Source organism: Candidatus Peregrinibacteria bacterium, assembly GCA_016699755.1.
GTDB lineage: Bacteria > Patescibacteriota > Gracilibacteria > CAIRYL01.
Window position 1 is genome coordinate 525,700 of sequence record CP065009.1, and the last position, 13,464, is coordinate 539,163.

General features: G+C 41.1%; 11 protein-coding genes. 9 read left to right on the plus strand and 2 right to left on the minus strand.

The window, feature by feature from the left end; translation table 11 throughout:
- Nucleotide 1: 1 nt before the first annotated feature.
- The gene (locus tag IPN35_02445; protein ID QQS59714.1) at nucleotides 2-2,116 is read right to left on the minus strand and encodes a UvrD-helicase domain-containing protein; all 2,115 of its coding nucleotides are present in this window, start codon (nucleotides 2,114-2,116) and stop codon (nucleotides 2-4) included.
- Nucleotides 2,117-2,294: 178 nt separating this feature from the next.
- On the opposite strand from IPN35_02445, the gene tsaD reads away from it, so the two are divergent.
- Nucleotides 2,295-3,344, plus strand: a complete 1,050-nt coding sequence (gene tsaD, locus IPN35_02450; protein ID QQS59924.1) for a tRNA (adenosine(37)-N6)-threonylcarbamoyltransferase complex transferase subunit TsaD — start codon at nucleotides 2,295-2,297, stop codon at nucleotides 3,342-3,344.
- 17 nt (nucleotides 3,345-3,361) lie between these two features.
- Nucleotides 3,362-4,033: an HAD family hydrolase gene (locus tag IPN35_02455; GenBank protein ID QQS59715.1), complete on the plus strand. Its 672-nt coding sequence runs from the start codon at nucleotides 3,362-3,364 to the stop codon at nucleotides 4,031-4,033.
- Here the strand turns inward: IPN35_02455 and IPN35_02460 are convergent.
- Nucleotides 4,014-4,523, minus strand: coding sequence for a hypothetical protein (locus IPN35_02460; GenBank protein ID QQS59716.1), 510 nt, complete (start codon nucleotides 4,521-4,523; stop codon nucleotides 4,014-4,016). The two genes, IPN35_02455 and IPN35_02460, sit on opposite strands and share 20 nt — an antisense overlap.
- A gap of 196 nt (nucleotides 4,524-4,719) precedes the next feature.
- Here IPN35_02460 and dnaG point away from each other — a divergent pair, with 196 nt between their 5' ends.
- The 7 genes from dnaG to recG all read left to right on the plus strand — a co-directional run bounded on the left by dnaG (nucleotide 4,720) and on the right by recG (nucleotide 13,454).
- Nucleotides 4,720-6,486 (plus strand): DNA primase, encoded by a 1,767-nt coding sequence (gene dnaG, locus IPN35_02465; protein QQS59717.1) that lies wholly within the window; start codon nucleotides 4,720-4,722, stop codon nucleotides 6,484-6,486.
- A gap of 9 nt (nucleotides 6,487-6,495) precedes the next feature.
- Nucleotides 6,496-7,908: an RNA polymerase sigma factor RpoD gene (gene rpoD, locus IPN35_02470; protein QQS59718.1), complete on the plus strand. Its 1,413-nt coding sequence runs from the start codon at nucleotides 6,496-6,498 to the stop codon at nucleotides 7,906-7,908.
- Between the two features lie 20 nt (nucleotides 7,909-7,928).
- Nucleotides 7,929-8,447, plus strand: coding sequence for a transcription elongation factor GreA (gene greA / locus IPN35_02475; GenBank protein QQS59719.1), 519 nt, complete (start codon nucleotides 7,929-7,931; stop codon nucleotides 8,445-8,447).
- 301 nt (nucleotides 8,448-8,748) lie between these two features.
- Nucleotides 8,749-9,459 carry a hypothetical protein gene (locus tag IPN35_02480; GenBank protein QQS59720.1) on the plus strand — a complete coding sequence of 237 codons (711 nt, stop codon included), beginning with the start codon at nucleotides 8,749-8,751 and terminating at the stop codon, nucleotides 9,457-9,459.
- A 27-nt stretch (nucleotides 9,460-9,486) separates the two neighbouring features.
- Nucleotides 9,487-10,719, plus strand: a complete 1,233-nt coding sequence (locus IPN35_02485; protein ID QQS59721.1) for a DUF916 domain-containing protein — start codon at nucleotides 9,487-9,489, stop codon at nucleotides 10,717-10,719.
- Nucleotides 10,716-11,375: a hypothetical protein gene (locus IPN35_02490; GenBank protein QQS59722.1), complete on the plus strand. Its 660-nt coding sequence runs from the start codon at nucleotides 10,716-10,718 to the stop codon at nucleotides 11,373-11,375. The genes IPN35_02485 and IPN35_02490 overlap by 4 nt, the downstream gene beginning before the upstream one ends.
- A gap of 39 nt (nucleotides 11,376-11,414) precedes the next feature.
- On the plus strand, nucleotides 11,415-13,454 hold the full coding sequence (gene recG / locus IPN35_02495; GenBank protein QQS59723.1) for an ATP-dependent DNA helicase RecG: 2,040 nt from the start codon (nucleotides 11,415-11,417) through the stop codon (nucleotides 13,452-13,454).
- Nucleotides 13,455-13,464: the final 10 nt, after the last annotated feature.

The window sequence follows — 13,464 nt, forward strand, 5'->3', positions numbered from 1 at the left end:
TTTACCCTTTTGTGAGCGGTGCAATCGAAAGGGCAACTCGTTTTTTTCCAACGGTTTCAAAGATAATTTCTGCGATATCTCCTTCCATTTTTGAAATACTTCCTCGTCCAAAAATGGGGTGTTTTACAGTCTCTCCAATTTCGAACTCGGGAACATAGCGCATTTCTTCTTCCTCCACTGTAAAACCAAATTCCTGAGCAGTAGAAAATCCCGAAGAGCAGTGAGATGGAATTTCTGAGAGGAAACGACTTTCAGGATTATACTGAGTATTTCCATACATCATTCGGGATTCGGCAAACAGGAGAAAAAGTTGCTTCATGGCGCGCGTCATTCCCACATAGAGGAGGCGACGCTCTTCTTCTAGCGCTTGCGGATCGAACAGGCTACGAGAATGCGGAAGAATTCCTTCTTCTAATCCTGGTAAAAAGACAATCGGAAATTCGAGTCCTTTACTCGAATGAATCGTCATAATAAGGACGCGTTGCTGTTCGTTTTCTGCAATATTGTCCGCGTCTGAAACAAGTGCCACTTCTTCAAGAAAAAGGGAGAGTGCCGATTCTAAATCGACATGATCAAACTTGTGCGCAACAGATTTGAGTTCGAGAATATTCTCGTAGCGTGTTTCTCCTTCCTGTGTTCCGTCACGATAAAATGGTTCAAGTCGAAAGGTTTCAAGAACTTCTCCAATAAGATCTGCAGGAGAAAGAGAACTCTTCTTTTTTCGAATGCTCTGAATATTCTCCCGAAAACGTCCCAAAGCTTCGCGAGCCGCCGGAGGAATACCATCAGCAAAATCGAGGTGATTCAAAATATTTCCGAGAGGAATATTCCGTTCTTGTGCAAAAGCAGAAAGACGGGCGAGCGTTGTTTTACCTATTTTTCTTGGAGGAAGATTAATGATACGCAAAAAACTTTCCGTATCTGATGGATTTTCTAAAAAGCGGAGATAAGCGAGAACATCTTTCACTTCTTTGCGTGCGTAAAATTTTAGTCCGCCAATAATCTGATAGGGGATTGCCGCACGGAGAAAAGCTTCCTCAATGGGTCGTGTTTGTGCATTTGTTCGGACGAGTATTGCAAAATCGGAATACTTTTTTCCTTCTTTATTTCGAAAATCTCGAATTATTTCTGCAATACGCCACGATTCTTCGCGTTCATCATGATAAGAGAGAACCTGAACCACTTCTCCAGCACCGTTATCGGTACGCATTTTTTTGGGAACACGATTTTCATTGTGCTCAATAACGCCATCTGCAGCATCGAGAATATTCTGTGTGCTTCGGTAGTTTTCTTCTAATTTTACCATTTTTGCTTCTGTAAAGTGTTTTTGAAAGTCGAGAATATTACTAATGTCTGCTCCGCGAAAGGCATAAATCGACTGATCAGAATCTCCAATGACGCATAAATTTCGGTGAACGCTGGCAAGGAGATGAAGAAAACGGAACTGAACGGGATTGGTATCTTGAAATTCATCTACAGAAATAAACTGCCATTTGCGACGGTATTTCTCTAAAATTTCTGGATATTTTTCAAAAATCCGTACAGGAAGCACGATAAGGTCGTCAAAATCAAGCGCATTCATCTCTTGTTTCTCTTTTTCGTATTTTTCAAAAACAGTTGCAACAGCGCGTTCAAGTGAACGAGAATCCATTGATTGTAAATTTTCTGGGGTGAGAAAAGCGTTTTTGGCGGCAGAAATCCGACTCAAAATAGCACGTGGTGCAAACTCTTTATCTGAAATGCCAAGGTCTTTTTGTATTCGCTTTACGAGTGAAAGTGTGTCGTCCGAGTCGAGAATAGAGAACGAACGATCCCTTCCAATATTTTCAAATTCTGTACGAAGAATACGCACCCCAATACTATGAAATGTGCCAATCAGTGGTTTTTCTGAAAATTCAGAAACAAGCGATTCCACACGGTCTCGCATTTCTTGTGCCGCTTTATTTGTGAACGTGACTGCTAAGATATTCCACGCAGGAATTCCTTGTGAGAGAAGGAATGCAATACGATGCGTGAGCGCACGAGTTTTTCCACTTCCAGCGCCGGCAACAACAACGATCGGTCCGTAAATATGTTCTGCGGCTTCACGTTGATGGGTATTAAGAGTACTAAGCATGCAAAAAGATAGGAGAGAAAAATCCCAAAAACTCTGCCGGATTTTTTGAAGAAGAAAAAGAGAAAGTCTCAAAAATGAAAAAGCACACCCTAGGCTTATGGGGATTTTCTCTCTTCTTTATATCGTTTTGGAGAAGATGGCTTTTATAAATTGAATCGGTGTGAAATAATACTGTTTGATTTTTCCTTCTTCCGTGCGCATTCTCGGAATTGAAACTTCGTGTGATGAAACCTCTATCGCAGTAGTGGATAATGGAACAGAGGTTCTCTCAAACGTAATCAATTCTTCTGTTCCGCTTCATCAGGCAACTGGTGGGGTGGTGCCAGAAGTTGCCGCACGTGATGCCGCTAAAAAAATTATTCCCGTTTTAAAACAAGCACTTGCAGAAGCAAAAATAGAGATGACATCTGTTGATGCTATTGCTGTCACAGCAGGACCTGGTCTTGCAGGCTCACTTCTTGTTGGTATTCAAGTGGCAAAAACATTGGCATTTCTCCATAAAAAACCGCTTATTCCCGTTAATCACATTACAGGGCATATTTGCTCTGGTCGTCTTCTCCGCTCAGAAGAACCAGATTTTCCAGCGATGGTGCTTACCGTTTCGGGTGGACACAATGACCTTGTTCTTTGGAAAGGGGAATATGAGTTTGAAATTCTTGGACGAACACTCGATGATGCCGCCGGAGAAGCATTTGACAAAGGTGCTCGTCTTTTAGGGCTTGGATTTCCGGGAGGACCAGAAATTGCTCGTGTCGCAGAAAGTGGTATTGCAAATGCCTATCATTTTCCTCGGCCAATGATTGGCTCTGGAAATGACAATTTTTCCTTTTCAGGACTCAAAACCGCCTTACTCTACACCATTCAAGATCTCGTAAAAAAAGGGGAAGATCCAAAAGGAGAGGGAATAGTGGCAGATTTATCGGCAAGCTATCAGGAAGCCATTTGCGATACATTAGCGCGGAAACTTTTTGATGTTTTTGATCGATTTGAAGACGTAGAAGAGGTGTATGTTACTGGAGGTGTTTCAGCAAATCGTCGTCTTCGGGAAATTCTTTTTCTTGGTTCTCATAAACGAAAAATTGGATTTCACTTTCCAGAAAAACTAGAGTTCTGTACCGATAACGGCGCAATGATCGCCGGAGCCGCTTATTGGAAATATCGCTCATTTCCCGAAAAAACTTGGGATTGGGAATTAGTCGAGCCAGTTCTTCATCGGGAGCTTTTTTAGTGGAATTCTTCATCCCCATGAATACAAAGGCAATTCTCTTTGATTTGGACGGCACGATTACCGACACTATCCCCATTGTTCTTTCTGCTTTTCAAAAAACATTTCATTTGTTTTCTCTTCATTATCCGGGGGACGATATATTGCGCCCACAAATTGGTCGACAAATTGAACATATTTTTGGAGATTTTTTTTCAGAAGAGCTGATCCCCAAAGTGGTGCAAATCTATCGAGAACAGTATCTCTCTTGTCAAAAGGAAACATCGCCTTCGTTGTTTTCTGGGGTTTTTGAAGGGCTTTTTTCGTTCTCTAAATGTTCGCTTCCTATGGGAATTGTAACGACAAAACTCAGAAGTTTTACTCTCCCTATTCTCGAAAGATTTGAAATAGACTCTTTTTTCTCTGTAGTGGTGGGAGCCGAAGACGTGGAGCATTGTAAGCCACATCCTGAACCACTTCTTTTTGCCGCTAAAAAACTCAACGTTCTCCCAGAGGAATGTCTTTATATTGGTGATTCTTTGTCGGATGCAAAAGCCGCCATTTCTGCCGGAATGCCATTTTTTGGAGTGTTGACCGGAGTGGGGGAGAAGGAGGAACTTTTAGAATATGGAGAGGTCTTTTTAGATTTGCAAGAGTGTTCCCAAAAGATATTGAGTCACAAGAAAGATTATTTTAGGGTCGAGAAGCAATAATAACTTCTTCACTCCCCTGATACATGGGAACACAATCCATTCGACCTGCTCCTTTTTGAGATGAGCGAAGAATAATGAGGAAAATTTTTTGAGAACACTCAAAAGAAATAATGCGAAGCTCTTCGTGAAATCCACTTTCAGAAATCTTTCCCTCAAGAATGAGAGGAAGGATGTCTTGCTTCTCTATTCTTTTTGGAACACTGAAACTACGTTGAAGGACTCTACCTAAAAGAGCGCGAGTCGGTCTTATTTCAAGAAGCTTTCGTACTTTTTCATATTTGAGTAACCACACCCATTTTTCCTGAGGATTGTCATGTCTTCTTCTCCTTCCCGCCTTTCCGTAATAAAAAGCCCCATAAAGCTCAAACGGACCACTTAAAAAACGGGTATTAATTATTTCCTCTATTCTTCCGATTTGCGGATTGCACGAAAGACGAGAAAGACTGTTGACATCAAGCAATATTTCTTTTTTTTTCGTATCTTTTTCCATATTTTTATGAAAATAGTGGCTTACTCTATCAAGAACTGTATTCAAAAAACAAGGAAGAAGCTGATGCAAATATGATCTCTTGTGAGAAGATTTGTTTTTCTTTTGAATCCGTAGCTTGTTATTTCATTTTGGATATTTCAGAATAACACCAAAAAGAGAGCCTCAATTTTTGAGGTGTATTCTTGTCCCCATCTTTATGGATTCCGTACAGGAAATTAAAAATCGGCTTTCTATTGTAGATGTTGTTGCGGAATACGGTACTCTTCATCCTGCGGGGCGACCAGGGAATTATAAAATGCTCTGCCCGTTCCACGATGATCACAGTCCATCCATGATTGTGAATGAAGAAAAGGGGATCGCATGGTGTTTTTCGTGTAGTTCTGGAGGAGATATGTTTTCATTTGTTCAAAAACAAGAAGGTTGTGGTTTTTCCGAGGCAGTTCGTCTTCTCGCCAAAAGAGCTGGCATTGAGACGCAGGAATTCTCTCCTGAAAAAAAGAAACATGATGATGAAACAAAAGGGCGACTTTTTGAAATCATGGAAATCGCGAGTCTCTTTTTTGAGGCACAACTTTGGGAGAATAGTCGCGCCCAAGAAATTCTTAAAAAAAGAGCTCTTCCAGAAGAAGTTCTTACCACATTTCATGTTGGATATGCGCCAGATTCTCCAGATGCTCTTACGAAGCATCTTCTTGAAAAAGGATTTACTCACAAAGAAATGATGTCGGCTGGTCTCATTGTAGCTGATGATGCCCATGCCTCGCACACTCGTGACAAGTTTCGAAATCGAATTATGTTCCCCATTTGCAATCAACACGGAGATGTATGTGCTTTTGGGGGGCGGTATATTGGCAATGGATCGTCTGCTCCGAAATATCTCAATTCTCCAGAAACACCTATTTATAAAAAATCAGAAATACTCTACGGCTTTCATCTTGCGAAAGAAAGCATGAGAAAAGAAGGACTTGTCTTTCTGGTGGAAGGATATTTTGATCTCCTTGCATTTTCTGCAATGGGATTTTCAAATGTTGTGGCTGTCTCTGGAGTTGCCTTTACTCCTGAACATGCAAAACTCCTCTCATGGAATACAAAATCTATTGCCTTTTCTCTCGACGTGGATGAGGCAGGACAAGCGGCAACAAGAAGAGCAGTTACACTCTCTCTCAAGCATCAGCTTGATTTACGCATTGTTTCGATTCCAGGAGGAAAAGATCCAGATGAGGCACGAAGAGAAGACGAGAGTGCATTTCGAGAGACATTGGCATCTCTAGAGCCAGCAATGGATGTGCTTATAGCACGTTCTTTTCTTCATCGTGATCCAAATAATTTGGAGGATAAAAAAAAGATTCTCGATGAGCTCCTGCCAGTATTTGGGGCATTGCCACGAGAAATAGAGCGTGACCATTATTTTGCCCATATTTCTCAAAAAATTGGGGTTTCTCAAGGAGTTATTGCAGAGGAATGGCGACACACCTCTCGTTTTTCTGCGCCACCTTCACTAAAGCGTCATGCTCCAAACATTACTTTTTCCCCTACAACACTTGAATATCTTCTCGGTCTTTTTCTTGCACTTCCACAATATATTTTAGATGAGTCCTCTCAATTCCTCTCTGAGCTTTTGCCTGAAGGAAGAGAAAAAACAATTTACAAGCATCTTCAGGAACAGTATACTCCCGAAGTATCCGATACTCTTTCTGCGTTTTGGGAAAAAATTGCTGAAGAGGATGCGCAATACTATCGGGTTCTTACACTCTTTGTCGAAGAGAAGATTCGTTTGCTTTCGGAGGGATTGCAAAGAGAAGAGCTTCGGAAAATGATCCGGAAAATGAATAATGAACTTATTACCCGAAAAATTCGGGAACTTAGCGGCTCCCTTCGGGATAAACCAGGAGAAAATCCTGCTGATATTCTTTCTCAGATAAGTGATTTTACAAAAATGCTCAATAAATTTCATCACTTTTAATCTTTTTCTATGGCAAAAAAGAACGCTACTTTCATCCGACAGCCCAACGAGGAAGAGCTTAGTAAGTTTCCTTCGGGAATAAAAGTTCTCATTAAAAAGGGAAGAGAACATGGGTTTGTTACCCAACAGGAACTCATGAAAGCGATTCCTGAGGTAGAGTATAACGTTATTCTTCTCGATGAGGTCTACACGCTTTTTATGGAGCTCGGTATTGAGGTTATTGATGTTCGAGATGATCTCATTTGGAAACGAAATGAGAAGGAGGAAAAACCAAAAAAAGAAGGAAAGGCGGTAAAAGGTAAAAAGCAAAAGGATGGTGAGCTCTCTACTATTTTACGAGAGGGGAGACATGGTCTTGATGATGCTGAGGAAGACATGTTGGATCCTGATCAATTTCTAGGACCTGAAGAAGATATTGAAGATCAGGAGATTGATGTTCCTTTAGATGTTTCAGATGAAGAAGATCCCGAAGAGGAAGACTCTTATCTTTCTGATGAGGAGCGTCGACGAATGCTCGATATTTCAGAGATTGCAAACGATTCTGTGCGTATGTATCTTTCTGAGATTGGGCGTGTTCCGCTTTTAACCGGAGAAGAAGAAAAAAAATTAGCACGGCGTATTTCAAAAGGAGATATGTCTGCAAAACAATACCTTGCCGAAGCAAATCTTCGACTTGTGGTTTCTATTGCAAAAAAATATATCGGACGAGGACTTTCTTTTCTCGATCTCATCCAAGAGGGGAATATTGGACTCTTTCGTGCAGTTGAAAAATTTGATCCCGAAAGAGGATTTAAATTCTCCACATATGCAACATGGTGGATTCGTCAGGCAATTACGCGTGCTATTGCCGATCAGGCACGAACAATTCGTATACCGGTGCACATGGTAGAAACCATTAATAAACTCACTCACACTCAACGCCGTCTTGCTCAGGAATTTGGACGTGAACCAACAGTAGAAGAACTCGCAGCAGAAATGGACATGGAAGTAAAGAAAGTACGGCATATTAAGAAAATATCACAGGATATCCTCTCTCTTGAAGCGCCTGTCGGTGCTGAAGAAGACAGTAAACTCGGGGATTTTATCCAAGATGATGAGACCATTTCTCCTACCGAATCAACAAGCCGTCAAATTCTCAAGGAAAATATTCAAGAAATTCTCCAGTACCTCACTCCACGTGAAGCGAAGATTATCGAAATGCGATTTGGACTTCGAGATGGTATTGGTCACACACTTGAAGAAGTAGGGCGTGAATTTGGAGTAACTCGCGAACGTATTCGCCAAATTGAAGCAAAAGTACTTCAAAAATTAAAAGATCATCCCACGAGCGAAAAAATTCGTGATTCTTTTGATACCTTTGATGATCGAAGAGGGAAACCAAAGGGGAAAAAGCCCGTTGCTCAGGGAGATATTGTTCGCTAATTTTCTTTTCTCGATTTTTTATGTCCTCAACTTCCGGAAAACTTGGAAAATCTCAGATAATTACTGAAGACGCTGTTCTTCTTACCGAAGAGGGGCTTCAGCAACTCAAGAAAGAACTGCAGTATCTAAAAACAGAAAAACGTCGAATGGTGGCAGAACGACTTCAAGAAGCGATTGCCTACGGAGATCTCTCTGAAAACTCTGAATACGAAGAGGCGAAGAATGAGCAGGCATTTGTAGAAGGACGAATTCTTGAGATTGAGAAAATGGTCAAAAATGCGCAACTCATCGATGAGAAAAAGGCGCATTCTGCTAAGACCGTTCAGATTGGAACAACTGTCACCATTCAGCTTTTGGAAAAAGGAGAAAAGTCAGAAGAATTTACAATTGTTGGTTCTACAGAAGCAGATCCAATGAAATCTCGAATTTCAAATGTTTCTCCTGTTGGACGAGCACTTCTTGGGGCGAAAAAGGGAGAAAAGGTAAAAGTTCAGGCTCCTGCTGGAGTTTTTGAATATGAGATTCTCGATCTCCATTAAGAGGTTTCTATTGTCTTTCATTTTCTTTGAAGCAGGTCTTTTGAAATTTTTGAGAACAAATTCTTGAATGCTACAAAAAAATGTCCTCTAAAAATTTGCATTATAAATATAAAATATGTTATAATAATAACAGAAATGTATTTAACCCATTTTTTACATAAAGAAATAAACATGTAATTACCTCTCGCTCTCCCCCTCTTATTCCTGTTTGAAGAAGAGGATGTTGAATTCGGAGGAGAGTTTAGTATGGTTTTCTTTTTCGAAGGCTGTTTTTTTCTTGTGTTTTTCTTTTTCTTTTTTTATGTCTTTTTTATTTTCTCGCTGTTTGCGATGCAGAAGTCTTTTTCTTTTTCTTCTCGGATGCATTTTCTGTTCTGGTATTTTTACCACTACTGTTTTTGCTGCTCCAAAATCACAATTTTCCCAAGTCATAAATCCGGGAATACTCGGTGTCGATATTGTGAATGGAAATCTGGAGTCAGTCGAAAATCCTTCTGTGCAAATGGATCCTCTTCCCTTTTCTTTCGCATGTCAAACCAGCACGGGAACAATCGGAACAAGCGAGGAGCAGATATATATCCAAAATCCTTTTGGTGCCAACAATGGCTGGACGCTTACACTTTCTTCAGAAAATCCGAAAAAACTCTGGGAGGGAATCGATTCCGAAGGAAATTCCGTTCGTTATGATTTTAATGATCCTGCTGGAAATGGTTGTGATGACGGTTCGGATGCAGATGCATTTGGTGGACAGCTTCTTGTTGATCCGAGTAGCGCTCATATCGAAACCGGAATTTGTAAAAATTGCACGACCGATCATGTTTCAGTAGGAACTCTTGCATCTTTTGAAGAGGGAGTAACGGATACCATTACTCTTCTTTCTGGTTCTGCCGCGTCTGATGATGTTGGTGATTGGGTTTTACAAGGCATTCATCTTGAACAAAATATTCCAGCCGAACAGAGAGCAAGCGAAAACTATGCCATTGACCTTACGCTTTCTCTTCAAGCAATCTAGATCTTTCTCTCTTTTTCCTTCTCTCTTATGAAAAAACAAAAACAAATAGCTGTAGCAATTCTTTCTTTTCTTTTTGTGAGTTTTCCGACTTCCGCCCTGGGAATTGGATACGGTGGAATTGGAGGAGAACCCGCATATCCTGATCCATCAATTCCGAAGAGCGATTCGATTTTTCTCTTCACACTTCACTCAGGAGAGAACGAAGATGGTGGTTTGCGTGTTATCAATAATACCGATGAGGAAAAGCGTATCCATATTTCTTCTGTCGATGCTGAAACAGCAACTGGTGGTGCCTTTTCCTGCCAATCAGAAAGCGCTTCAAAAGAAGAGGTGGGGAAGTGGATTGCCCTCGAAAGTGATGCAATATCTCTTCCTCCTTTTTCAAATGTGATTGTTCCTTTCCGCGTCCTCCTTCCTGAAAATGTTTCTCCGGGGAGTCACGAAGGATGTCTTGTGCTCGAAGACTCCGATCAAATTCCTGAAGAGCACGGTGGAATTCGTCTGCGTTTTCGGACTGGTATTCGTGTCTCTATAACTGTTCCGGGAAATATATATGAAAAAATAATTTCCGCCGGACTTTCCGTGGCATTTCGACAAAAGGAAGATGGGGAGACAAAAATCCTTCTTCAACCAAAGGTAAAAAACATGGGAAATATTTCCCTTGAGGCAGAAGCAAAAGTTTCTGCTCGACCGCTCTTTTCTTGGAAGGAGCCAAAAATTCAATCTGCCCTCTTTCCCATCTCAAAAGGAGAAACAGTGGATTGGAATTTTGAGATGCCATCTCCCTTTTGGGGTGGTGTCTATCGGGCAGAAAGTTCTTTTGAGTATACAAAAAATCAATATTCAGAGGCATCAATAGAAAAAGATGATAAGGCAGAGGCAAAGTACTCTACCTCTCTTCAAACAAATATGTTCTCAGAAAATACCACTAAATCTTCGCTATCAACTTCAGAAAATGTTCGTATTCCAGGAGAAACAGTATGGTTTTTTGTTACCCCTTCTCCGGTTGCTATGGCAATAGAAGTTTCACTTCTCTCATTTCTTTTTCTGTTGGGGTTCTTGCGGTGGATCTCCTATTGGAGAAAAAAGTGGATCCTTTTCTCTTGGATTCCACATATTGTTCAAAAAGGAGAGACACTCTACGCACTTGCAGAGCAGCATGACGTTGCATGGAAAATTGTTGCCAAAGCAAATAAGTTACATGCTCCCTATCATTTTCAGGGAGGTGAAAAAATTCTTCTCCCCCCTGAAGAACAGTGAAAAAGCTCATTTTCCTCTTTGCGTCTCCTGTTATTTTTTTTGGAGGGCTCTCGTTTTCGTCAGGAGAGCCCCCTGCTTTTTTATACGTCGATAAGAATCCCGTTATTAAAAATGATATTCTCTCTACAGAAATAGTCGATTTTCAGGGGGCGCTCATTCGTTTTCCAATAATTATTTTTTCTCCACTTACTACAAGTTTTCATGAGCAGATTTCCACTGCTGTACTTGGTACATCTTCCCAGCGGATTGTTGTGAAAAATAACACAAAAAATCAGCGATGGACACTGACGCTTTCTGCGTCGAAAGGGAGTTCTGCCCTCTGGAAAGATGAGGGAAAGATATATGATTGGAATGATGAATCGGGAAAAGATGGAAACGATCAGGACATAGTGGGCGGCAAACTCTCAGTCGATCCAACAGAAATGCACATTCTCGCAAAAGAAGGATGTTCTGCAAAAGGAATTTCCCCAGGAATTCCAGCATCATTTTCAGAAAAAAAAGGAGTGGAAAATATTACTATTGCCGTAGCGGGGAATACAGCAAATTCCAATTGTGAGTGGAGTTTTACGAATATTCGGCTCTCTCAAGTTATCCCAGCAGAACAATCAGCAGGAAACTATACACTCGATATGACCCTGACGATTACGGCATTTTAGAGATGGTGATTCGGTTCTTTTTTTGGCAAAATCAGAAATGTGAAACTCAAACTTTCTACTCCTATTACGCGCGCGCTCCTTCATACAACAGATGATCGTATTGATCTCCTTCGAGAAATTGGTATTTTTACTCTTCGTGATTTTCTGGAATTTTTTCCTCGAGCGCATGAAGATTATTCTGTTCCGAAAGATCTTTCTAGTGTTCGGGCAGATGAGAAAAATTTACTCCGCGGAGTATTTTTAAGCATTCAAAAAGAACAAACAAAATTCGGCAAAATAATTCTCCGTGGCATTTTTCAAGAAGAAAAAAGCGGTACAGAGATGGAATGCGTGTGGTTTAATAATCCAACACTCCTCAATCGTCTCCCCATTCGAGTGCCAGTAATGATTTTTGCGCGTGCAAAACTTTCATATGGAAAGGTGTCACTTCAAAATCCAGAGTTTGAACAGGCTTCTTCTAGTGTTCATTTTGGGCGTATTGCTCCAGTGTATCGAGAGCACAAAAAGCTGAGTGCAAGTTGGATTCGGCAAAAAATTCATAGTCTCCTTCCAGTGGCAGAAGTATTTCCAGATATTCTTCCAAAATCGGTAGAAAAGGCAGAAAGTCTTCTTTCACGTGATCAGGCAATTCGGAATCTCCATTTTCCAGAATCGGAAAAACTTCTTTCTGCCGCACGAAAAACTATGGCATTTGAGAAGATTTTTCTTTCTCAACTCTCCGCACTTCTTCGGAAAAAACGGTGGGAAGAAGAAGGGGAGGGGAAAGCACTTTCGGTTCCACTTGATGCGGATCTCATAAGGCGATTTTTCGATTCACTTCCCTTTACTCCAACAAATTCTCAAAAAATTGCCATTTTTGAAATCTTGAAAGATTTTGAAAAAAAAGTCCCCATGCTGAGACTTTTAGAAGGAGATGTAGGATCAGGAAAAACACTTGTGGCGATTTCTGCCGCTATCCCCATTCTTGAGGCGGGGGGTCAGGTTGCTTTTCTTGCCCCGACAGAAATTTTAGCAAAACAGCATCTTCGGAGTATTTCTCATTTTCTCCATGCCTTTCGTCCAAATGTTTCCATTGAACTCCTTACCGGAAGCATAACCGGAAAAAAACGAGAGCAGATTTTACACGATCTTCGCATGGGACATATCTCTGTTATTCTTGGGACACATGCGCTCCTTGAAGAGAATGTAGTATTTCAAAACCTCTCTTTTGTCGTGATTGATGAGCAACATCGTTTTGGAGTTTTTCAGCGAGATCGTCTTATTCAAAAAGGAGCTCCTCATACTCTCCAGATGACTGCGACTCCCATTCCACGAACACTCGCTATGATTGCCTATGGTGATCAAGCACTTTCGGTGCTCATGGAACTTCCCCCTGGACGAAAAGTCATTCACACAAAAGTGGTTCCTCCTATGAGTCGAGAGCAAGTAATGCGTTTTGTAGCGTTAGAAGTAGAAAAAGGAAGACAAGGATTTGTAGTTTGTCCACTTGTTCATGAGTCTGATGCCCTTGAAGTAAAAGCCGCCACTAAGGAATGTGAACGACTTCGGGAAGAATGCCCCAATCTTCGTATAGGACTTCTTCATGGACAAATGAGTTCGAGTGAAAAAGATGAAGTGATGCGAGCTTTTCAAGAAAAAGTGTTTGATATCCTCGTTTCTACCGCTGTAGTAGAAGTAGGAGTTGATGTTCCCAATGCAACAATGATGCTTATTGAGGGTGCTGAACGATTTGGCATTGCTCAACTCCATCAGTTTCGAGGACGAGTTGGACGTGGAGAGTATCAATCGTATTGTTTTCTTTTTCCCACAGAAGAGCCGACACGTCGTCTTCGTGCTCTTGAGCAAGAATCGTGCGGGTTTCGTCTCGCAGAAATTGATCTCCACTTACGTGGTCCGGGTGAACTTTTTGGAACTCGCCAATCTGGTATTCCCGATTTAACTATGGAAGATGTGGCAGATCCTCGTATTGTTGCCACTGCTCGTTCTCGGGCGGAAGAATTTTTAGAAAATCATTCGATTCCTGATTTTCCAGAAATAGAAAGAGTACTGCAAAAAATGGAACGAACATCTGAATCCTAAAATTCTATTT